Origin of the sequence: Mesonia sediminis (genome assembly GCF_042684705.1) — a bacterium.
GTDB classification, from domain to species: domain Bacteria; phylum Bacteroidota; class Bacteroidia; order Flavobacteriales; family Flavobacteriaceae; genus Mesonia; species Mesonia sediminis.
This window is the reverse complement of the sequence record NZ_JBHULZ010000023.1, coordinates 419,726-442,215: the sequence shown is the minus strand read 5'-3', so window position 1 is coordinate 442,215 and position 22,490 is coordinate 419,726. Positions and strand designations below refer to the sequence as shown.

At 34.3% G+C, this 22,490-nt stretch carries 22 protein-coding genes; 4 read left to right on the top strand and 18 right to left on the bottom strand.

The window, feature by feature from the left end:
- Nucleotides 1-54: 54 nt before the first annotated feature.
- From ACFSQ0_RS05180 to rsfS, 13 genes are all read right to left on the bottom strand, one after another.
- Nucleotides 55-420: a methylglyoxal synthase gene (locus tag ACFSQ0_RS05180; RefSeq protein ID WP_379045112.1), complete on the bottom strand. Its 366-nt coding sequence runs from the start codon at nt 418-420 to the stop codon at nt 55-57.
- A 1-nt stretch (nt 421) separates the two neighbouring features.
- Nucleotides 422-1,585: an endonuclease/exonuclease/phosphatase family protein gene (locus ACFSQ0_RS05175; RefSeq protein WP_379045109.1), complete on the bottom strand. Its 1,164-nt coding sequence runs from the start codon at nt 1,583-1,585 to the stop codon at nt 422-424.
- Complete coding sequence (locus ACFSQ0_RS05170) at nt 1,578-3,083, bottom strand: S10 family peptidase (protein WP_379045106.1); 1,506 nt, start codon at nt 3,081-3,083, stop codon at nt 1,578-1,580. Before ACFSQ0_RS05170 ends, ACFSQ0_RS05175 begins: the two co-directional genes overlap by 8 nt.
- A 94-nt stretch (nt 3,084-3,177) precedes the next feature.
- Complete coding sequence (locus ACFSQ0_RS05165) at nt 3,178-3,726, bottom strand: biliverdin-producing heme oxygenase (protein WP_379045103.1); 549 nt, start codon at nt 3,724-3,726, stop codon at nt 3,178-3,180.
- Nucleotides 3,707-4,261: a response regulator gene (locus ACFSQ0_RS05160; RefSeq protein WP_147862701.1), complete on the bottom strand. Its 555-nt coding sequence runs from the start codon at nt 4,259-4,261 to the stop codon at nt 3,707-3,709. The genes ACFSQ0_RS05165 and ACFSQ0_RS05160 overlap by 20 nt, the downstream gene beginning before the upstream one ends.
- A gap of 38 nt (nt 4,262-4,299) precedes the next feature.
- Complete coding sequence (locus ACFSQ0_RS05155; protein ID WP_379045100.1) at nt 4,300-6,489, bottom strand: ATP-binding protein; 2,190 nt, start codon at nt 6,487-6,489, stop codon at nt 4,300-4,302.
- On the bottom strand, nt 6,490-10,131 hold the full coding sequence (locus tag ACFSQ0_RS05150) for a chemotaxis protein CheB (RefSeq protein WP_379045097.1): 3,642 nt from the start codon (nt 10,129-10,131) through the stop codon (nt 6,490-6,492).
- Nucleotides 10,132-10,228: 97 nt separating this feature from the next.
- On the bottom strand, nt 10,229-10,513 hold the full coding sequence (locus tag ACFSQ0_RS05145) for an acyl-CoA-binding protein (protein ID WP_379045094.1): 285 nt from the start codon (nt 10,511-10,513) through the stop codon (nt 10,229-10,231).
- Nucleotides 10,514-10,519: 6 nt separating this feature from the next.
- Complete coding sequence (locus ACFSQ0_RS05140; protein WP_379045091.1) at nt 10,520-11,170, bottom strand: phosphatidylserine decarboxylase family protein; 651 nt, start codon at nt 11,168-11,170, stop codon at nt 10,520-10,522.
- Nucleotides 11,160-11,984, bottom strand: a complete 825-nt coding sequence (locus ACFSQ0_RS05135; protein ID WP_379045088.1) for a phosphatidate cytidylyltransferase — start codon at nt 11,982-11,984, stop codon at nt 11,160-11,162. The genes ACFSQ0_RS05140 and ACFSQ0_RS05135 overlap by 11 nt, the downstream gene beginning before the upstream one ends.
- Nucleotides 11,985-11,989: 5 nt before the next feature.
- A complete protein-coding gene (locus tag ACFSQ0_RS05130; RefSeq protein ID WP_379045085.1) occupies nt 11,990-12,601 on the bottom strand; it encodes an LUD domain-containing protein in 612 nt (203 codons plus the stop codon).
- 110 nt (nt 12,602-12,711) lie between these two features.
- Nucleotides 12,712-14,709, bottom strand: a complete 1,998-nt coding sequence (gene ftsH / locus ACFSQ0_RS05125; protein ID WP_379045082.1) for an ATP-dependent zinc metalloprotease FtsH — start codon at nt 14,707-14,709, stop codon at nt 12,712-12,714.
- A 19-nt stretch (nt 14,710-14,728) separates the two neighbouring features.
- The gene (gene rsfS, locus ACFSQ0_RS05120) at nt 14,729-15,100 is read right to left on the bottom strand and encodes a ribosome silencing factor (protein WP_379045079.1); all 372 of its coding nucleotides are present in this window, start codon (nt 15,098-15,100) and stop codon (nt 14,729-14,731) included.
- Nucleotides 15,101-15,197: 97 nt separating this feature from the next.
- Between rsfS and ACFSQ0_RS05115 the strand changes: the two genes are divergently transcribed.
- On the top strand, nt 15,198-15,929 hold the full coding sequence (locus ACFSQ0_RS05115) for a biotin--[acetyl-CoA-carboxylase] ligase (RefSeq protein ID WP_379045077.1): 732 nt from the start codon (nt 15,198-15,200) through the stop codon (nt 15,927-15,929).
- Here ACFSQ0_RS05115 and ACFSQ0_RS05110 read toward each other — a convergent pair.
- Nucleotides 15,926-16,324 (bottom strand): SRPBCC family protein, encoded by a 399-nt coding sequence (locus ACFSQ0_RS05110; RefSeq protein ID WP_379045074.1) that lies wholly within the window; start codon nt 16,322-16,324, stop codon nt 15,926-15,928. The two genes, ACFSQ0_RS05115 and ACFSQ0_RS05110, sit on opposite strands and share 4 nt — an antisense overlap.
- 4 nt (nt 16,325-16,328) lie before the next feature.
- The gene (gene pyrE, locus ACFSQ0_RS05105) at nt 16,329-16,976 is read right to left on the bottom strand and encodes an orotate phosphoribosyltransferase (RefSeq protein WP_379045071.1); all 648 of its coding nucleotides are present in this window, start codon (nt 16,974-16,976) and stop codon (nt 16,329-16,331) included.
- Nucleotides 16,977-16,980: 4 nt separating this feature from the next.
- On the opposite strand from pyrE, the gene ACFSQ0_RS05100 reads away from it, so the two are divergent.
- Nucleotides 16,981-17,604, top strand: a complete 624-nt coding sequence (locus ACFSQ0_RS05100; RefSeq protein WP_379045068.1) for an NUDIX hydrolase — start codon at nt 16,981-16,983, stop codon at nt 17,602-17,604.
- On the opposite strand, the gene ACFSQ0_RS05095 is transcribed toward ACFSQ0_RS05100, so the two are convergent.
- The 3 genes from ACFSQ0_RS05095 to ACFSQ0_RS05085 are packed head-to-tail and all read right to left on the bottom strand — an operon-like array spanning nt 17,575 to nt 20,807.
- A complete protein-coding gene (locus ACFSQ0_RS05095) occupies nt 17,575-19,338 on the bottom strand; it encodes a M14 family metallopeptidase (RefSeq protein ID WP_379045065.1) in 1,764 nt (587 codons plus the stop codon). The two genes, ACFSQ0_RS05100 and ACFSQ0_RS05095, sit on opposite strands and share 30 nt — an antisense overlap.
- A 2-nt stretch (nt 19,339-19,340) precedes the next feature.
- Entirely contained in the window at nt 19,341-19,799 is a 459-nt protein-coding gene (gene coaD / locus ACFSQ0_RS05090) for a pantetheine-phosphate adenylyltransferase (RefSeq protein WP_379045062.1), read from the bottom strand.
- A gap of 27 nt (nt 19,800-19,826) precedes the next feature.
- Entirely contained in the window at nt 19,827-20,807 is a 981-nt protein-coding gene (locus tag ACFSQ0_RS05085) for a D-alanine--D-alanine ligase (RefSeq protein WP_379045059.1), read from the bottom strand.
- Nucleotides 20,808-20,876: 69 nt separating this feature from the next.
- On the opposite strand from ACFSQ0_RS05085, the gene ACFSQ0_RS05080 reads away from it, so the two are divergent.
- Nucleotides 20,877-21,446: a PASTA domain-containing protein gene (locus ACFSQ0_RS05080; protein ID WP_379045056.1), complete on the top strand. Its 570-nt coding sequence runs from the start codon at nt 20,877-20,879 to the stop codon at nt 21,444-21,446.
- Complete coding sequence (locus ACFSQ0_RS05075; protein ID WP_379045053.1) at nt 21,446-22,489, top strand: RluA family pseudouridine synthase; 1,044 nt, start codon at nt 21,446-21,448, stop codon at nt 22,487-22,489. The genes ACFSQ0_RS05080 and ACFSQ0_RS05075 overlap by 1 nt, the downstream gene beginning before the upstream one ends.
- The last annotated feature ends 1 nt before the right edge of the window (nt 22,490 follow it).

Here is a 22,490-nt window from a genome sequence, read left to right as displayed (position 1 = left end):
TAAAATTTGTGTTAATTTAATTAAAAATACACAAATAAAAAGTGATGCTAGTAATTATTTAACAGCATTTATAAGAAGCGTTGCAGTTGCTGGATTACTGGCCAGTGGTACATCGTGCACATCGCAAATGCGTAGTAGCATCAATACATCTGGTTCATGAGGGTGTTTCTCTAATGGATCTCTAAAAAAGAGAACCATATCACATTTACCCTCGGCTACTCGGGCAGCGATTTGGGCATCTCCACCAAGTGGACCAGAAAGTAAGCGCAGTACTTCAAAACCCGCTCTTTTAACTTTTTTACCGGTAGTGCCAGTAGACACCAAACTGATGTGCTCTTGATGAAAAAAATCGGCATGTTCATTAAGAAATTGAACCATTTCTGCCTTTTTACCGTCGTGAGCTATTATCGCTATTTCCATGTTATTTTATAATTAACTTCTTTATAGTGAGGTTTTTTAATCCGCGAAAGCGTAAAAAATAAAGTCCAGCAGCAAATGAACTAAAATTAACTTGCAACGTATTGGCCTTATGTTTTGGAGTGTAGCTCTTTAGCAGATTTCCATTAATATCTAATAAATCTATGTTTTTAAGAAGTAAATTGCTAGACCACTCTATTTTAGTAGAATCTTGAGTTGGATTGGGACTAACAATAATTTTACTTTCTATTTTAGGTTCTTTAATGCCTAAACTTGCATTTGGTAGACTTAAGGCGACAGGTCTGTGGTCACTTAGGTTCTGATCATATTCTTGCCAGCCGTTACCCAAATAATTTTCTAAAAGTAAAGTAGTGCAATTGGCTTGAGGGCTTTGGAAGCTAGAAAATAAAGGTTGGGTGATTGCAATATGATCTAAATGTGACGGCCAGTTAGGGTAAGACCATTGGCTGCTTGATCCATTTGCTATTGCTAAATCGGTGAATAGGTACAAGTTAGCGTTATTTAAAAATGGGGCAAAAACATTATTGGCTGGAGCATCTGTAAGCACATCATTCAAATCACCCAGTAGAATTACTTTTTTACCCATTAAGTTTCCCGATATATATTGATCAATAAGAGTACTGGCCTGTAATCTTCTGTTTTCTTCGTCATTGTTGTCGTTTTGATTTAAATTGCCATCTCCGCAACATTTAAAATGATTGTTTATAATATAAATTTCTTCGCCTAAATAATCGATTTTTAAAATTAATGGAGCCCTTGGGAACGCTTGCCAGTATTGATTGGAGGTGTAGATTTCATAAACATCTAGCACTTGTATCACATTAGCATTATATAAAAATGCCAATCCCGCAAAGTCTGAAGAGTAGGTAATAGCATTATATTTACTTAAATTATTTGCCACCTGATTAAAAGCACCAATATCATCTATTTCTTGAAAGGCAATAAGGTCTGCATCAAGCTCATCAACAAACTCTGTTAGGTAATTTACGGATTTGTATCCGTTTTTAGGAAACCATTCAGTATTCCAAGTAAGTACCTCAAAGCTTTGGCTGCTGCCAAAGTTTATGGGTTGCACGTATTGGGCAAATAGCGCTTGTGTACATAGATATATTACTAAGGTTACAAAACTAAGGGAATGTTTAATCATATTTGGCAGCTTTCTTTGGAGTACTGGTTTTTAAGATAAATTCTCTTAAATCTTGAGTAGATTGAATTAAATCTTGCTCACGTAAGTACATCATATGTCCGCTCAAGTAGGTTTTAAATTCAATTCTATCTTTTAAATTTCCACTAGGGTCTAATTGACGCATACTATATTTGGAATGAAAGTAGGTGGTAGCACCATCATAAATACCGGTTTGATAAAGCACATGCAAATACGGATTTTGTGCCATGGCTTTTCGCAATTGTTCGCGGGTTTGATTGTTATTTCGGTCCCACGGGTGAACCGGTCCGAACATATTGTATTTATAGTTGGTTTTAAACTGTAATTCTTCTTGCATATAATAATTAATGGCAGGCGTAAAAGCTTGCAACCAGGCGATTAATTCTGAATTGTAATCGGGTCTTTCTCCAGCGGTATATTTATCTAGACCTTTGTATCTACTATCTAACCTACCTACACTCAACTCGGGTTGGTCTTTTAAAAGTTTTTTCCAAAATACTTGGCTTGGCAATGCAAGCTCATAGGCCAAAAATTCTTCTTTGTCTATTCCTGTAAAATTAGCCAACTGTTGTGCAATAGCATCTTTTTTGTTTTTACTCAAAGAATTTCCCATTGCTAATGCAGGTAAAAGATTTTGCATTGCATAATCTTCTACAACAGGAAGTAATTCTTCTAATTTTTTCTCTTGCAGAGTGGGAGGCAATTGGTTATGGTACCAGGCAGTAGCGGTATAATAAGGTAGAAATAAGGCACTTGAAAGTGGCGTGTCTGACTCAAAACTTAAATAGTCTGCAGGAGAAACGAGGATCACACCATTGAGGTACATCCATTGTTTTTGTTGCAGTGCATATGCCAATCCAGAAACGCGTGTACCACCATAGCTTTCACCAATTAGGTATTTGGGCGCGGTCCACTTATTTTTGCGTGTAACAAATGTATTAAGCCAATCGGCTAGATAATTTATATCGGCGTTAATTCCAAAAAATAAATCGCGATTGGGCGAAGCATCCTTAGTTTTTATTATTCTAGAATATCCCGTATTTACAGGGTTTACGTAAACTATATCGGCAACATCCAGCAGGGTGTGCGGATTGTCTTTAATTCCGTAGGGTTGAATAGGGTATCCTTCATCATCAATCTGTAACAATTTGGGACCCGTAAAGGCTAAATGCATCCAAGCTGATGCAGATCCAGGGCCACCATTAAAAGAAATAAGAAGGGGTCTGTTTTGTTTTTCTTGTTTTCCTTTTTTACCAATATTCTTATAATAATAGGTATAGTGTAGACTTGCCAAAGCCTTACCTTCTGAGTCATAAACCGGTAGCATTCCTACTTCTGCTGTGTAAGAAAACGTCTTATTTTGGGTTTTTATTTGATGTTGGGTGGTTATAAGCGTGTCTGTGGCTAATTTTAAATCTTGAGCAAAAGTATTCAATGATAAAAAAAAGAGGCCTAAAGTAACTAGTTTATTAAAATTCATTTTCTTTAATTGTGCAGTTCAATTTAATTTAAAAATCGGTTATTATAGTGAAATTAGCACTTTTTAACCCGTGTTTTATTGTGGTTAGGTTTTGCTATTGGTTTATCTGTGGGATAGTGAAAATCTCTAAAAAATGCTCAAAACTTTTCTTTGCCCCTACAATTACTTCATCGTGGTTCAAGGCAGCTTCATTTTCTTTTAAGAATCGTGTAAATTTGTTCCAATCTTTAATAGCTGATTTATCGGTGCTAAAAAAGTAAGCTGGTAAAAAAGGTTTTAATTTGGGACAATCTAGCATCTGCTTAGCAATAAACGAACCGCCAAGGCTTGAGCCCTTGATAACGTATTGAGCCCCTATACTCTGGTCTTTGTTCTTTAAATTAAATGAGGAATTTAAGGTTTCTATGTTGGCATTAGCTTGCTTTAAATCTTTAAGTAAAAGTTCAAATTTTATTGGCTTGTACTTTTCTTCATACTTTAAAATAGCCTTTTCAACACTGCTATATGCTGCATAGTTTTGTTTCAACAAAATAAGGTACTCTTTAGCAGAAATAGTATGATTTATAATTTTATAGGCTAGATTCTCGTTTTCAACGGCTTGATGTAGTTCTTTTGTTTCTTCTTTAAGACGAGTGGTTATCATTTACTTTTTCTATTTCTTCTTTTATTTTGTTGATGTTTGATTTATGATTTGTATTATCTGATTTTAATTCTTCTAGATAATCGTAGATTTTATTAATCGCAATTTTCTGATTTCTTTGTCGTTCCCTAAGTTCTACTTTCGCTTCCATATTAAATAACAAACGCTTGAACAACGGAGCTAATTTCTCACTCAAATAAGGTAAATGCTTTTTTAAAATATAGCCATCGGCTCCAGCCAAAATAGTTTCTGCGGCCAGTTCTTCATCGTTTATAGTTCCGGTTAAAAAATAAAATGGTATATCAGAATCGATTTCTTGAGTTTTTCTCAGTACGTCTAAACCGGTGCAATCTGGTAGGTTGTAATCAGAAAAAACTATATCGGGGACAAATTCTTTAAGACTTCTTTCAAATTCTTTCAAATTATCGGTATGTACCAATTGAAAGTCAGATAAAACTTTTTCTAATTGAAACTTAAATAATTCAATATCGGTTGGATTATCCTCAATTAACACTATTCTAAAAGATTCATTTATCATTTAAAAACAAATTATAAACAAATATAAAGTAATATTAGCTAGCTTGGTAGTTGTATATAAAAAATGCTATACTTATCTACCTCAGAATCGATGAAAATTTTGCCGTTATGCTTTTTTACTATTTTCTTTACAAGCGCTAAACCAATTCCTTCTCCTTCAAAATTTTTGAGCGCCGCACTAGAACGTTGAAATAATTTAAAAATTTTCTTTTGCGCCGAAGGGTGAATCCCAATACCATTGTCTTTTACGAAGTAGGCGTTTTTTTGTGTTGAATAACCAATAACTATTCTGGCATCTTTGTTATGCTGCGTATATTTTAACGCATTATCAATTAAATTGGTAAAGACTTGTTTAATTAAAATGAAATCTCCAGTAAGGTCTGGAATTTCCTCTTCAATCTGAATGAGGATGCCTTCTTTATTTGAGAAATTGATTTCTTCTAGGTAACCCAGCACTAAGTCACGCACCTTGATGTTTTGCCTTTTGATTTCTTTCAAGTTGAGGGTGGCCAATTTCAAAATGCCATCGATGAGATTGTTCATCGAATTAACAGAATGTAGTATTTTATTACCGATTTGCTCTGTAGACGCATCAATTCCTGGTTTTTCTAAAAGTATATTAGTAAACCCTTCAATGCCCCTTAGAGGGGAACGCAAATCGTGAGAGACGCTATAACTAAAAGCTTTGAGATCCTTATTGTTTTGCTTTAACCTTTTATTGAGCGTTTTAATTTTATTTTGCTGCTGTTGAAGCAAATGATTTTGCAATAGCTCTTTGATGATTTTGATTGATTTCAAATCCTCTTCATCCCATTCTTCGCTATGACCTTCAACTTGTTTTGACCATTTTGCAAAAGAAGTTCTAGGATTTAAATAAGCAATACCATCAATAATTTTTTCGGGTTTCTTGGGTTTACCACCCCAGTTGACTTGCTGTATTTTTTCTTTTCGAAGCCAAACGATGGTATTATTTTGCTCCCCATTCAATTTTAATGATAAAAGTCCAGCCCAAGAATCAGCCGCTGTAAAATATTTTGGATAATCTAAACTCAATTTAGAAGAAACCAATCTACCCGATTTTTGATGCTTTAAAAATTGTGAAATTCTAATTTGAAAATCTTTATTGATTTTTTCACCAATGATTTGAGTTCTATTTTTTTGCAGGATGATTAGAGCTTGGGCATTGAATAGATCTAACAAATTATCAGCTTGACTCAAAAAAGCATTTGACCAATCTTTTTCCAGGTCTATTTGAAATTTTAATTGCTCTACAATTTTACTTCTTTCTTGGTTGGCCTTTATAGCGGCTTTGTAATTGAGGCTATTAATTTTATTCGTAAATATTTCTACCAATATACTGCACAATTGCCTTTGTGTGCGGTTTATGGTTTTAGCAGCATTGTGATGACAAGTTATAAGTCCCCATAATTTCCCTTCTATAATTATAGAGGTAGTAAGCGATGCATTTACCCCCATATTTTTTAAGTATTGTAGATGTACTGGAGAAACCCCTCTTAGTTCTGAATTGCTGAGATCTACTATTTTTTGATCTGTAGGGTTCAATTGTGGCTCTATAATTATGGGCTGATAGTCTACATCTGCAATTATGCGTATTTTTTGTTTTAGAAATAAAGCCCTTGCCGGTTGGGGAATATCGGTGGCAGGATAATGTAAACCTAGCCAGCTTGTTTGGTTTTTTTGTTTGCATTCTGCTATGACTTCGCCATTCCAATTTTTATCAAAGCGGTACACTAGTACACGATCGTAATTAAATATTTTACTGACTATGTTTGCGGCATTTTGGCATGCTTCAAGTGCAGAATCTGAAGAACCCAAAGCTTCTGTTATGGTAGTTAATTGATCTTGAAGCTCAATAGGGTCTGAAATGGTAAATCGTTCTACTTCAAGTAAAATGCCTTGTTTGGTTTTATAAGCAACAAAAGAAAATTGGGTAGCATTAACTTTTCCACTAAATTCAAGACGATTTTTACTGCCAAGATTAAAATTTGCAATGCTTTGCTCTAGTTCTTTTCCTATTAAGAAGCTAATTTTTTTACCGATAAATGTTTCCGTAAAGACTAAGTATTCCGATGCATTTTTTGCACATTGAATTACCTTTAAGGATTTTTCATCAAGTACTAACAGCGTACCAAAGGGCTGAATGTGATTGATTAAATGTATAGGCTCACGATCACAATTGGATAAAATAGTTTCTTTGTGTTTTTTCAATTACTTTTCTTTCAATTTAAAATAAAATGTACTACCTGCACCTGGTTGAGAATCAACCCAAATACTTCCCTTATGCAAGCTAATAATTTTTTCTACGTGTGCTAACCCAACGCCCGTTCCTTCGTATTTTTCTTCTGTAGGTACCCGATTGAAAATATCAAAAATTTGTTTTTGATTTTCTTTAGGTATACCAATTCCGTTATCGGTAATTGAAAAGACCCGGTATTTACCATCTTGATAAGAAGAAATTCTAATTTCTGGGTCGCGATTTTTATCTTTATACTTTATAGCATTACTTAATAGGTTTTGGAAAAGTAGTCGTAATTCAACTTCGTAGCCACGAATTTTTGGTAAGTCACCAACAAATACTTTGGCATTTGTTTCTTTAATGCGTTTACCAAGATCATACTTTACTACTTCGACCAATTCTTGGGTATCTATAAGTTTTTTTTCAGAATCTCTACCAATTCGAGAATGTTCTAACAATGCTTTGATTTGCTCTGAAAGTCGGTCGCAAGCTTGATCGATATAGGTAATATAGGTTTTTGCTTTTTCATCTAATTCTTTAGCGTACACTTTATTTATAACATCGCTAGCAAACTTAATTGTGGCTAAAGGCTCTTGTAAGTCATGTGAGCAGATAGACACAAATTGTTCTAAATCTTTATTTGTGCGTTCTAGGTTTTTCTTTTGTTTGCTTAAGGCTTTTTGTGTTTTTTTAAGTTCGGTAATATCTATACAAGTAAATCGGTTAAGAATAGGCTTATCGAATTCATCATATTCTACCGTGAAATTAAGCATTATTGGAATGGTTTTCCCTGTTTTTGAACACATTTCAAGTTCTACATTTTTAAGCTCGCTTTCTTCTTTAAATAGTTTTTCAAACTTAAGCGCCTTGAGTTGTTGCTTATTCTTGTAAAGATTAAAGAAATTGATGTTTTTTAATTCTTCCTTACTAGCAAATTCTAAGGTTTCTGCAGCTTCTTGATTACAATGAATTATTTTTGATGTAATTGGGTCTACACTAAAATGCATTACCGGGTCTTCTTCGTAAAATGATTTAAATCTTTTTTCGCTGAGCATTAGTTTGCGTTTAGCTTCTTCTAAAGACTCTATGTTAATATAAGTAATTACTACACCATTTTTATTACCATTAGAATCAAAGAATGGAGAAACACGTTGTAGATAATTAGTCCCATCTTGGGTTAAAATTTTTTTCTCGATTACACCACCGTTTTTCAACACGCGTTTACACTTTTCTACAATTTTATTTTTTGATCGTTTGTTAAAAGCACCAGTAAAATGATGGATAGGACGTCCAATATCGCTCTCTATAAAATTAAAATGTTTGTTTATTGCAGGTGTGAATTTACGGATACATAACTCTTTGTCTAAAAAAATGGTACCTATATTGGTGCTTTCTAGTAAATTGTTCATATCTGAATTCAATTGCTCGAGATCATCAACCTTTTGTATATTTTCTGCATTTACAGTATTAATTTCCTCGTTAACGCTTTGCAATTCTTCATTAGTACTTTGCAATTCCTCATTAGAAGCCAATAGTTCTTCGTTCGCGGCTTGAAGCTCTTCATTACTAGTCTCTAAATTAGATAAAGATGTTTGAAGCTCAAGTTTTACATCTTTTAATTCTTCCTCTAATTGCTTTATATATTCTTGTTCGATAGTTTGGTTGCTGACTTCAATTCTAGTAGCCTTTTGATTTTTATCAAATTCTTCTTCAGCAAAGCAGATAACAAAATGAGTTGAGGAGTTACCTACTAGATTTTCTATAGGTTTAATGATTATTTTCACCGATTTATCCTCGGTTAAATCTCCTACTTTCAATTGAGAAAATAGCTGCTTTTCTCTGGTCTTTCTAGCTCTATATACCCCAGATTTTATTAATTTTTTAAAACTATCATTCAACATATCTAATAGGTTGACGCTAAATCCTTTTTCAGGTAATTGAGCATATCTCTTAAAATCTCCTATGCCTTGTAAGATAGTAAATTCTTCATCGATATATACGGCAGCTGAGTTGAATTGTTCTAAAATCAACTCATTGAAAAGATCTAAAAACTGTAAATTATTTTTAGTTTTATTACGTGTTGAATGCTGAATTATAGAAGTATCACTTTTAGGCGTGGTTTTAATCATCTTTTGAGTATTGTTCCTAAGATCAGGGGTGTTTTGTAATCTTTCTGTTGGATTTTGATTTTGAAAAATTCTTAATTTGCGATCAACATATTTAAAGTGTTCATTATGAGAATGGAGGGTTTCGCTTGTACCTAATATTAAATAACCTTCTTTGTTCAAGCAAAAATGAAGAATATCTAGGCTTTGATTTTGTATTTTGTTTTGAAAATAGATCAGTAAATTTCTGCAAAAAACCATTTCCATTTGTCCGAAAGGGGGGTTTTTTAAGAGATTATGCTGAGAGAAAATTACGTGATTTCTAATTTTCTCTACCACCCTATAACCTTGATGTGTATGCGTAAAATATTTATTCAATAAATAAGGATCCATTTCTGCAGCAATGCTTTCTGGATAAATTCCTGTACTGGCAATATTTAAAAAATCTTGAGATACATCTGTTGCAAAAATTTTAACCTTTACATTTTTTTCTTGGTGTTCAATCTCCTCGTTTACTAATATAGCAATGGAATAGGCTTCTTCGCCAGTACTGCAAGCTATGTCCCAAATTTTTAGTGTCTCATTAGGTTTGATTTTTGCCACCACCTGTGGTATAATTTCATCTTGCAATTTTATCCACACTTCTTCGTCTCTAAAAAATTGCGTGACACCAATTAAAAACTCTTTAGCGAGTAGATGTAGTTCAGCTTTGTTTTCTTCTACATAATCTTGGTATTCTTGAAATGTGTTGCATTTGCAAACTTGAAACCTTCTAATTAGCCTTCTGGAAAGCGTAGCATACTTATAATTAGAAAAATCTAAATTTGTTTTTTGATCTACCAAATGTAGAATTTTTTTTATAGCTTCCTTGTCATATTCAATTTCTTGATATTTCATTAGAGGGTTAGCAAAACTGTTTTTTATGAAATGCTTAAGTTCTTTCCCCATTTGGTCTACTGGTAGAATAAAATCAGCTAAACCAGTTTTTATGGCACTTCTGGGCATGCCATCGAATTTAGCTTCTTCAGGATCTTGAACCATAATTAATCCTTCACACTCTTTTATAGTTTTAAGACCACGTGTGCCGTCACTTCCTGTACCACTAAGAATAATTCCAATAGCTTTTTCTTTTTTGTATTTAGCCAGCGAATTAAATAAAATATCTATAGGGAAATTCATTGTGTTGCCCTTTGGCTTAGCCATAAGTTTAAAACATCCGTCTATAATTTCGGCATTATATTGTGGAGGGATGAGGTAAATATGTTTTGGCTTTATACACTCTTTATCTTCAATTTTTTTTATTGTAAGATGGGTGAATTTTTCTAGCAACTCTGCCATCATACTTTCAAAATTGGGGGAGAGATGCTGAATTATTACATAGGCGTTTATATCAGATTTCGGAAGATTTCTAAAGAAACTTTGTAGCGTTTCGAGACCACCGGCACTGGCTCCTATAGCTATAATTTGCGGCTTAAAAGGCTCGGCATAACTTGTAAAAGTTGATTCCATCAAATACAGGCATTTTATAACTCACAAAATACGAATTATTTTGTTCTGAGCATCTTTTCTGTATTTATTTAACCTATTAAATTTAGGAACTAATTTTTTAATGGGGAATATACTTATTCACCATTTCAATATACTTTAGTTTAGCTTGGTTGGGTTCTAAATTTTCAACCTGAAAGAGAGCGTTCATTTTGAATGCAGTAATCAATTTTTCTTGATGCTCATCTTTATGGTTAAAACGCTTACTACCACTGGTGGCTTTTTTATAATAGGCATAAAACTCTAGCATCAAGTCGGGAGGGAAGCGCAACTTAGTCTTTCGAGCTTTATTGTAAGCTTCCTTGAAAGACTTGTCTAGCTCTTCTTGAGACATTTTCTGGGTCATATCCAGTTAAATTTTAGCTATTATAGATTCTCCTCCGCGTACCTTTTCGTTTAATTCTACATGTATAGGTGTTCCCAAGGGTAAAAATAAATCAACTCGTGAGCCAAACTTTATAAATCCGCTATCGCTTCCTTGTTTCGCTGTATCTCCTTCTTTAGCATAATTTACAATTCGTTTTGCAAGTGCGCCTGCTATTTGTCTATATAAAACTTCCCCTATACTTTGATTTTTTACCACTACGGTGGTTCTTTCATTTTCTTCTGAAGATTTTGGATGCCAAGCAACAAGAAACTTTCCCGGATGGTATTTACTAAACACTACCTCTCCGCCTATAGGGTAACGGGTCACGTGAACGTTAATAGGCGACATAAATACCGAAACCTGAACTCTTTTTTCTTTAAAATATTCTTTTTCGTAAACTTCTTCAATTACTACTACTTTGCCATCTACGGGAGAAACAACCGTACTGTTATCTATGGCGGTGTTTCTTTTTGGGTTTCTAAAAAACTGAGCGATTAGAATGAAAAAAAACAGCGATACGATAAAAATAAGCAATTTTATCCACGTGGTTGAGAGGAGTGTCAAGCTCGCGATATTAATCGCTAAAAATAGTGCAGCGCTTACGCCCAGAATCTTAAAACCTTCTTTATGAAACATATTTTATAAAATATAAATAGGTATATGCAAATGTAGCAGTATAAAGTATACTATCCAAACGATCTAAAATGCCGCCGTGGCCCGGCATTAAATTTCCACTATCTTTAACACCAGCTTGCCGCTTTAGTTTTGATTGAATCAAATCTCCCCAAGTCCCGAATATTGAAGATAGGGCACCTAAAATTATCCATTGTGCTAAAGTTAGAAGTGGTAAATAATTGGCTAGAATAATAGCTGTAATAAGCGTAAAAATAAATCCGCCAAGGAAACCTTCAACTGTTTTTTTAGGCGAAATGCGTTCAAATAATTTGCGTTTACCTATGCTTTTACCAACTAAATAAGCAAATGTGTCGTTGGTCCAAATCATTATAAAAATTCCAAGAAGCAGTAAAGGTTCATAATCACCGTTAAAAAAAGGAATACGAGTAATAAAAATAAACGATGAGATTAGGTAAAAAATAACCACTAGGTATTTTTTTTCCTCAAAAAGTGGTATTCTGCTCACAATAACTAGATCTCTTAATAATAGTGATTTAATAAGTAGGGTGAGCACCAACAAGGTGTTGAGTATAAGTGTGCTGCTAGATAAATATTCATCACTATCTAGAACCGAGAAAAACAAGTAAAATATAACAAAAATAAGGTAGGATAAATAGCTTTTTAATCCTAGTAGTTTTTGCAATTCATATACGCCAAATAACCCAAAAATGAAAAACAATCCTTTAAAGAGGTAGGGGTTAGGTAGCCATAGAACTACCAATAAAAGTATAACATACAAAGCACCAGACAAGGCGCGGGTGAGGGTTTCTTTCATGCGATTTACAAATCTTCTACAAGCAGCAAATATAGGTTTTTAGATGTACTACCATAATTCAAGAAATCGTTTTCTTGATCTTCACCAAAGGTTTTAATAGTGGTAATATTGGTAGGAATTCGGTTTTTACTTTTATTTTTTATGCCAGATAAGCCTTCACCAATACTATTAATCAATTGACTGGTGCGTGCAATAATGATGAAGTTATTGGGTAGGTCTGCAAGTTTCTTTTCTTTAATTTGGTTTGAAGATATAAGTAAGGCGCCAGTATTACCAATTAAATATTCACATCCCGAAATAAAAAAAGTGGCTTCTTTTTGATCTGTAAAGTTTAAATTAAAATGTATTAATTTGTTTTGGAGCTCTTGGTCAAAGCAAATAACCTCTTCTTCATGCCAATTATTCTCTTTTAAAATTAATCCGAAAGTTTCTTTCATCTCTTTCTCATCTGTGCAATAAAGAAACTTTCCGCCATTTTCTTTAAACTTAATCATAAAACTTTCGTCGGTAGGAAGTTCTTCCTCCGGCATGAATTTGCTTTGGTTTTTGTTATGATTTTGTTCCTCTTCTGTTTTGGCAGAAGTGACATAACCAATAAATTTACGAAATAAGTTCATATACGTGTTAACAAACGTTTAATAGCATCTCGTTCAAAGATAAAAAAACTTGATTTATACAAGTGATAAATCAAGTTTTTTTGTGTCTAGATAAGTATAAAATCTGCTATTTACTTAGTAGACTCACCTTTTTGCTCTTCATAAAATTCTTCAGAGGGTTTTTCAACCACTTTACTGTCTTTTTTTGCAAATGGTCTCTCTCCAAAAATTTTCTCTAAATCATCTTTAAAAATCACTTCTTTTTCTAATAGTATTTCGGCTAGTTCACTTAATTTTTCTTTATGCTGCTCTAGCAAGTCAATAGCTCTTTGGTATTGCACCTCAATAATATTAGAGATTTCTTTATCTATTAATTCTGAAGTTTTTTCACTATAAGGCTTTGTGAAAGTATATTCTGACTGTCCACTCGAATCGTAATACGTTAGGTTGCCAATTTTCTCATTTAAACCGTATACGGTAACCATTGCTTTAGCTTGTTTGGTCACTTTTTCAAGGTCGCTTAAAGCTCCGGTAGAAATTTTATTAAATATTACTTTCTCAGCTGCGCGACCACCCATAGTGGCACACATTTCATCAAGCATTTGTTCTGGTCTTACAATTAAGCGTTCTTCGGGAAGATACCAAGCCGCTCCTAAAGATTGCCCTCTGGGTACAATAGTTACTTTAACCAAAGGAGCTGCGTGCTCTAGCATCCAGCTTACTGTAGCGTGTCCTGCTTCATGATAAGCGATGGTCTTTTTCTCTTCTGGTGTAATAATTTTATTCTTTTTCTCAAGTCCTCCTACTATTCGATCTACAGCATCTAAGAAATCTTGTTTACCTACCGCTTTTTTTCCTTTTCTAGCAGCAATAAGCGCAGCTTCATTACAAACGTTGGCAATATCTGCTCCAGAAAAGCCTGGTGTTTGTTTGGCTAGGAATTCAATATCTAGTTCATCATCTAGACGTTTTAGTGGTCTAAGATGTACTTCGAAAATTTCTTTACGCTCTCTTAAGTCGGGTAGGTCTACGTAGATTTGTCTATCAAAACGACCAGCTCGCATAAGAGCTTTGTCAAGAACATCTGCGCGGTTGGTGGCGGCCAAAACAATGACATTGGTATTGGTGCCAAAACCATCCATTTCGGTAAGTAACTGGTTCAGGGTGTTTTCTCTTTCGTCATTAGAACCAGAGAAGTTGTTTTTACCTCTTGCTCTACCAATGGCATCGATTTCGTCTATAAAAATAATAGAAGGTGATTTTTCTTTTGCCTGTTTAAATAAGTCACGGACACGTGAAGCTCCAACCCCTACAAACATTTCTACAAAATCAGATCCTGATAACGAATAAAACGGCACTTTGGCTTCTCCTGCTACCGCCTTAGCCAATAAGGTTTTACCTGTTCCTGGAGGACCAACTAAAAGTGCCCCCTTAGGTATCTTACCTCCTAATGATGTATATTTCTCTGGCTGTTTTAGAAAGTCAACGATCTCTTGAACCTCTTCTTTCGCCCCTTCTAGACCAGCTACATCTTTAAAGGACACTTTTACGTCTGTATTTTGGTCAAATAATTTTGCCTTAGATTTACCGATGTTGAAAATCTGACCACCAGGGCCACCGGCTCCACCGCCGCTCATTCGTCTCATTATAAAAATCCACAACCCGATGATAAGAATAAAGGGCAGGAGTGTCCATAATAATTCCCCCCAAATATTGCTTTCGGTTTCAAAAGAAATATTTGCTTTGACATCATATTCTTTTTCAATTCTTTCAATATCCTCCTGAAACTTTTCAAGACTTCCAAAATTAACCGTGTAATGAGGAGTTTCCCCTACCGCCAAAACACCAGGATTTTCTTTACCTTTTTTTGCTAGCGATTCTTCTGCCTCGGGTGTAAGGTATACATTTGCTTTTTGAACATTCCGTATAACCACCAATTTCTTGATGTTTCCATTCTTAAGGATTTCTTCAAATTTAGCCGGACTTATTTTTTCGGGTTCATTAAAGCCTCCTCCGCTAAAAAAGTTAATACCCAGAAATATAAGAATGATACCGATATAAATCCAATAAGAATTAAATTTTGGTTTTTTGCCTTTTGGCTGATTTTTTTGCTGTTGTTGTTTAGCCATTATTTATTGTACTAATATTTTAATAATTGGTCTCAATTGCAGTAGTTTTAGCATCGCCCCAAAGACTCTCTATGTCATAAAACTCCCTGGTTTGTTTCTGGAAAACGTGAACGACAATATCCACATAATCCATAAGGACCCATTCGGCATTGTCTGTTCCTTCAATGTGCCAAGGTTTATCTTTCAAACTTTTACTAACTACTTTTTGTATGGAATTTACTATCGCATTGACCTGTGTATTTGAATTACCACTACATATTACGAAGTAATCACAAACTGTATTTTCTATTTCTCTCAAATCCATTAAAACAATATCATTGCCTTTAACGTCCTCAATCCCCTTAATTATGTGGGTAAGTAATAAGTCTGTGTTGCTGTTATCTTTTGTCATTCAATTAATTTTCAAATTTTGGCAAAGTTATAACTTTTAATGCTCTTTTAGCACAGTTAACAAAAAGTTATATTTACTTTAGTGCTTTATTTTAGATATGCACATAATCAAAGTTCATACCACCCCCTCAACCAATACTTATCTTAAAGAATTTTATCGATCCTACAAACAAGACGAGCCTGTTTTGGTAAGTTGTCGAAATCAGACGCAAGGAAGAGGGCAACTAGGCGCAAAATGGGAATCTATTGCTCATAAAAACCTAGCATTTAGTCTATTAATGCCCAATTTGAATTTACCGATTAAAGATAGTTTTAAAATAAGTATGCTTGCAGCAATAGCTATTCATTCGGTTTTGAAGCAGGAAGTTTCAGCCAACTGGATGATAAAATGGCCTAACGACATTTTGGCAGATAGTAAAAAAATTGCGGGAATTTTAATCGAAAATATAATTGTAGGTAAACAAATTAAAGGAAGTGTGATAGGTGTGGGGGTGAATGTAAATCAAACTGATTTTGGAGATTTACCCCAAGCTAGCTCATTGTGTTTGCTTAAAAATAAACTATTTGATCTAGATGCTTTAGAAACGAAATTGGCGAACCATCTAAAAGATGAAATGGAAAAATTTTTAAATGAATCATTTGATTTTTTAAGGGCAAAATATCACCAAACCCTGTTTAAAAGAAATGAGGTTGCTGTTTTTGAATTTCCGAATGGAGAAAAGATTTCAGGTATAATAAAAAGCGTCTCTCCAGAAGGCCTTTTACAAGTACTTTTAGAGGACGCCAAAATTCGTGAGTTTAACCTGAAAGAGGTAAAATTGCTTTATTAGAGTTTGCTTAAATTTTCGGCAAGTGTATTAATAAAGTTTTTAAGTGGTGATTTTATCATCATACTCATCATGGGGTTAAAATTACCTTCAAATTGAAGCTGTACATAGCTTTTATTTTCGGCTTGACTATCTTCCTCGATTAAGGTAATCAATGAAAAAGGTAGTTTTTCACTTTTTGCTCCTAGCGTAATTTTATCATAGGCTTGCTTTTCTTTAATCAGTAATTTGATTTCTGGCATTCCTTTTAACTGAAAAAGAAAACTATCATCTCCAGTGGTTTCAAATTTTTGAATAGAAGATGGCATGATTTTTTCAAAATTATCCACTTTAAGTAAAAATTGAAATAGCTCTTCCTGGCTTTTATTTACGTGTACTTTATCTGTTTCTAGTTGCATGATTTTATTTATTTGGGTTCCACTCTGCGGGGTTGGTGCGCCAATTTTTTAGAGTTTCTAATTCTTTATCGTTTAAATACTTGGTGTCGTAGGCTTGCTGAATTAGGTTTTCATAATTGCTTAATACGTGCACATCAAGGTTTTTATCTAGGAAGTTTTGTTGAGCGATATCAAATCCGTAACTGAAAATAGCGAACATACCCTTAATAGTTGCGCCACCTTTTTCTAAAGCTTTAACAGCATTTAAGCTGCTCTTTCCTGTACTGATTAGGTCTTCAATAACAACAACTTTTGCGCCTTTATCTAAATGACCTTCAATTTGGTTTTGTCTTCCATGTTTTTTTGCTTCTGGTCTAACATAAACAAAAGGTAGACCTAGGTATTCTGCTACTAGCATGCCAATGCCAATCGCTCCGGTAGCAACACCTGCGATAACGTCTGGTAAGCCGTAGTGCTGCTCTAATTGTTTGGCTATATTTTCTCTTACGTAATTACGGATGGGAGGATAAGACAAAATTATCCGGTTATCGCAATAAATCGGCGATTTCCATCCGCTTGCCCACGTAAAAGGTTCTTGTGGTTCTAATTTAATTGCTTTTATTTGTAAAAGTAATTCGGCTGTTTTTTTGGCCGTGTCTTTATCTAAAATCATAACGATGTATAAAATATTTGTAAATGATCATCCTATTTTGCTGTCGGCAAATCCAGAAATGGAATCTCCCTATACTTCTATTCCAATTCAAGCCGCTAAGATAAAACGTATTATTAAAAAAGTAGACAAAGGCGAACTAAAATATGTGAATCTTTATCATAAAAGCGATAAGAAAGCATTAAACTACTTTAAAAAGAAGCTAAAGACGATTAAAGCTGGTGGGGGAGTGGTGACCAATCCTAAACAGGAGATTCTATTTATTTACAGAAATAAAAAATGGGATTTGCCCAAGGGGAAAGCCGAAAAAGATGAGACTATAGAATTGACAGCCCTGAGGGAGGTTGAGGAGGAAACAATGGTTGAAGGCTTAAAAATAGATCATTTTCTTACCAAAACTTATCATATTTTAAAGCGAAATGGCACTTATAAGTTAAAAGAAACCTTTTGGTATAAGATGAGTACCGATTATCAGGGACCTTTGTATCCTCAATTAAATGAAGGTATTACTAAGGTGAAGTGGAAAAATGCTGAGAAAACACAAAAAGCATTACAAAAATCTTATGCCAATATTGTTGAATTACTCAATCAAAAAAAGAATTTATTCCAACCGGAAAATAGGGTAAAGTAAATGAGCTTTCTCATAATGTTTAGATTGCTTGTGTAGCCAGTCTAATTGTTGATAGGCATTTTCCTTAAAGTTGGGGTCAGTCGCTTTTTTTGCTTCAAAGGCTCTTTTTAAATCGGGAATCTCTCTAAGTAGTTCAGCTGCTGTTTGATCAAAAACATAAGGAGAGAAATGTTCTTTTTGCTGTAAGACACTATCAAAGAAATTCCAATTGAAAAATGAATCTGGAGCCGTTGGCTCTAAAGTTTCTAAAATATAATTTATACCAGGTTGTCTTGCAGGTACCCAAATATCTCCTTTTCTTACTTGCTTTAAAATTTTTTCTTTTTGGATTTTTGTTTCGTAATGCAAATAATGCCCTTCAAATGGCTTGCTGAGTGTTTTAAAGTCTTTTACTCTGTATGCTGTTACTTCCAATAGAGTGTCTTTTTGGGCAGGTTCAAGAATTAATTCATTCGCTTTAAGTCTTGCAATTACACCTTGCCAAGCTTGAGGGATTAAATAAGCCTTGGGTACGCGTATACTGTCTTTAGCGATATAATAGTTATAAAATGGTATTTCTTTCGTGTAAGGCTGAGAATCATCATAGTACAATTGGTCTAACCCTGTTACCTCACTTTTTTGGATATAACTTTTAAATCCTTTAAATGATAAAGTTGAAGAATTTGATTTATCTAATTTAAAATTGGTTTTATGCCATTTTTTATTTTGATGAAATGCAGTATTCCTTGCTTTTAATTCCTTTATTTGTTGGTGATAATCCTCGCTTATTTCTAGGCAAGATAGCATATAATCATAAGTAGCGCTAACCCTTTTTTTGTAATCTTTAAGCATATGAGTTTCTACAGTTATTCCTAAAGTGTTGAATAGGCTAGCATAACCTACCGAATACCTGGGCAGGTCAAGAAATTGATCAAAACCTTGTTCTGGGCTTTTTCCAAATACATTTACATAAGGGGTTACCTCCCAATTTTTTAAAAGTAATCTTTTCTTTATTTCTTTTTGAAATTCATCTGCTAGAAATGTGCCTAAGGGTCCGTCTAATTTTTGTTCTTGCGTAATCAAATGCGTTAGCGTGTATTGGTAATTTGCGCCGTTAGTTACGTGATTATCTAAAAAAACAGCCGGTTTCAAATAGTGAAATATTTTTGTAAAACCCATGGCGTTTTGACTGTCGGCTTTGATGAAATCTCTGTTTAAATCATAATTTTTGGCGTTTCCTCTAAAGCCATAAGCCTCAGGCCCATTTTGGTTTGTTCGGCTGTATTTATTTCTGTTTAATGCGCCTCCCACGTTGTAAATTGGTATGGTGGCAATTATCGTATTTTTAGGAGAATCAATCTTATTTTGCGCAAGATCTCTAAAAAACATCATGCTGGCGTCAATTCCGTCTGTCTCGCCCGGGTGAATGCCGTTGTTAACAAGCATTACTAATTTTTCTTGAAAAGCTTTGGGAGTAAATACGGCAGTTGGGTTAAAAACAACTAAATGCAAAGGTTTACCGCTATCAGAGAATCCCATTTCGCGTATGGAAACCGATGGAAATTGTTGCGCGAGATTTTGATAAAATGTTATTACTTCTTGATAAGTTGCTGTTTTTGAGCCATTTGATTTTTCGAAAGTTGTTTCGAAATCAAACTTTTCTTCTGCTTTGATATATTTTGAGAAATCACAACTAATTAAGCTCGACAGGCCAATTACTAGGAAGATTAAATAAAACGTATTTTTGCTTTTCATTGCTATTTGTTTATTCGCACGGCATTAGGCACTAAAACGGTATAATCTCCATTATTTCGAATGACATCTCTAACTATAGAAGAAGAGATGTAGCTTTTTCCACTTGATGTAAGTAGAAATAAAGTTTCTATACTAGATAATTTTCTATTGGTGTGTGCTATTGCTTTTTCAAATTCAAAATCGGCCGGATTTCTTAAGCCTCTTAAAATAAAATCTGCATTTTGTGCTTTGCAAAAATCGATTGTTAAACCTTTGTAGGGCATTACCTTGATTTTTTTCTCGTGCTCGAAGGTTTTATTTAGAAATTCTATACGCTCATCTAGACTGAACATGTATTTTTTTTCGGCATTTACGCCAATAGCCAAGATGATTTCGTCAAAAAGTGTAAGACCGCGTTCTATTATATCGTAATGTCCAAGAGTTATAGGGTCAAACGATCCTGGAAATACTGCTCTACGCATATTTTTTAGTTTAAAGTTACAAAAAAATTATCGATTGCTAATGGCCCTTTCTATACAAGCTCCAAATACTTCTTTCAAGCTTAAATTGGCTGCTTTAATTTGTTGGGGAAGAATACTAGCTTCGCTCAATCCTGGGCAGGTGTTTACTTCAATAAAATGAGGTTCGCCCTGGTGGAATATAAATTCGGCTCTACTTAAGCCTTTTAATTTAAGTTTCTTGTAGACTTTAATAGCCAATTCCTGAACTTTTTGGGTGTCTTTATCACCAATTCTTGCAGGGGTAATCTCTTGGGACTCGCCCAAATATTTGGCCTTATAATCAAAAAACTCATTTTCACTTACGATTTCGGTCACCGGTAAGGCTATAATCTCACCTTGGTATTGTATCACTCCTACCGAAACTTCTGTGCCCGATAAATACGATTCAATAATAACTTCATCGTCTTGTTTCAAAGCATGGTTGATAGCCGATTGAATTTCTGATTTTTCTTTTACCTTAGTAACTCCAAAACTACTTCCCGCTTTATTGGCCTTTATAAAGCAAGGCAAGCCAACCTTTTTGATTATTTCTTCCTCATCAATAGCATCACCATCATTATAAAAATAATTTTTTGCGGTTGGAATTTGGTATGCATTTAAAACACTAATACAGTCCCTTTTATTAAAACTAAGAGCTGCAGGATAAAAATCACAACTGGTTTGTGGAATATTGACTGTTTGCAAATAGGCTGCAAAAAGGCCATCCTCGCCTGGAGTTCCATGAATGATATTAAAAACCGCATCAAATTGTGTTTTGTCACCATCCTTGGTAAAAGAGAAATCTCTTTTATTGATAGGATACTTTTCACCATCGGGCATAACCACTTCCCAAGCATTGGTTGTGATATGTACAGCATAAGGGATATAGTGATTTTTATCGAGATGTTTTATAACTAAGGAGCCACTATTGATAGAAATTTGAGCCTCGTTGGAATAACCGCCCATGGCGACAGCAATTTTTTTTTTCATAAACCAAATTTATAACTAACACAAAAATACGGGTGTTTTTATATCTTTGCCTAATAATTTAATAGAATAATGAAATTATTTCGATTCCTATTTAGTAAGCTCTTTGTTTACCAGTTGCTTATAGCCTTATTGGTTGTTTTTATAATTGTGTTTGCCGCTTTAAGTTGGTTAGATAGCACCACTAATCACGATCAGCGTATAGAGGTGCCAGATCTTTCAAAACTTTCTTTAGAGGTTGTAGAAGAGGAACTAAAGGCTTATGGTTTGCGCTATGTAGTTATTGACAGTTCAAATTATAATCCAGATTATCCAATTTATTCGGTTATAGAGCAAAACCCTAAACCTGGTAAAAATGTGAAAGAAAATAGGAAAATATATCTTACTCTAAACCCTTCGGGGTACGCTAAAATTGAAATTCCCGAGATTGAAGGAAGAACAAAAAGGCAAGTGATTCCTACTTTGAAATCAATTGGCTTTGAAATAGGAGAGATTACCTATAAGCCCAATTTAGCAAAAGATGCCGTTATTGGTTTGCGACACAATGGAAAAGCCGTAAAAGCGGGAGAACGCTTACCAAAAACATCTGTGATTGATTTGGTTTTAGGAGATGGGAGTAGAAATTATAATAGCGAGGAATAATGACACAAGAGCCTACAGGAATAGATAATGGTAATGACGATTTGTATGAGCATTACGCTTTTACAGCTTCAAAGGGGCAAGATCCTTTAAGGGTAGATAAGTTCTTAATGAATTTTATTGAAAATGCCACTAGAAACAAAATACAACAAGCCGCACGAGACGGTAGTGTTTTTGTAAATGGCGAACCAGTCAAACAAAATTATAAGGTTAAAGCAGGCGATGAGGTAAAAGTTTTACTATCCCATCCGCCTTATGAATTTTTACTCACTCCAGAGAATATCGCTTTAGATATTGTGTATGAAGATGAGGCGCTTTTAGTTGTAAATAAGCCTGCGGGAATGGTAGTTCATCCTGGACATGGCAACTATTCAGGTACTTTAATTAACGCTTTGGTGCATCATTTTGACAATTTGCCCAATAATAGTAGTGAAAGACCAGGTTTGGTACATCGCATCGATAAAGATACTAGCGGTTTATTAGTTGTTGCGAAAACTGAACAAGCTATGGCGCATTTGTCGAATCAATTTTTTCATAAAACCAGCGAACGTAAATATATAGCTTTAGTTTGGGGTAATGTAGAGGAAGATCAAGGAACGATAGAAGGCAATATAGGTAGGCATCCCAAAAATCGTTTACAGAATATGGTTTTTGAAGGAGATGATTCCGAAAAGGGAAAACCAGCGATTACTCATTTTAAAGTTTTAGAAAGATTGGGGTATGTTACTTTAGTCGAGTGTCAATTAGAAACAGGAAGAACACACCAAATTCGTGTGCATATGAAGCATATTGGTCATACCCTGTTTAATGATGAACGTTACGGAGGAGAGCGCATATTAAAGGGGACTTCTTTTACAAAATATAAACAGTTTGTAGATAATTGTTTTAAAGTGTTACCACGTCAAGCCTTGCATGCGAAAACTTTGGGGTTTGAGCATCCTGTTACCAAAAAATGGATGAGTTTTGATTCTGAAGTGCCGCAAGACATTAAAGATTGTGTTGAGCGATGGCGAAAATACGCAAAAAATCAGAAGGAACTATTGTAAT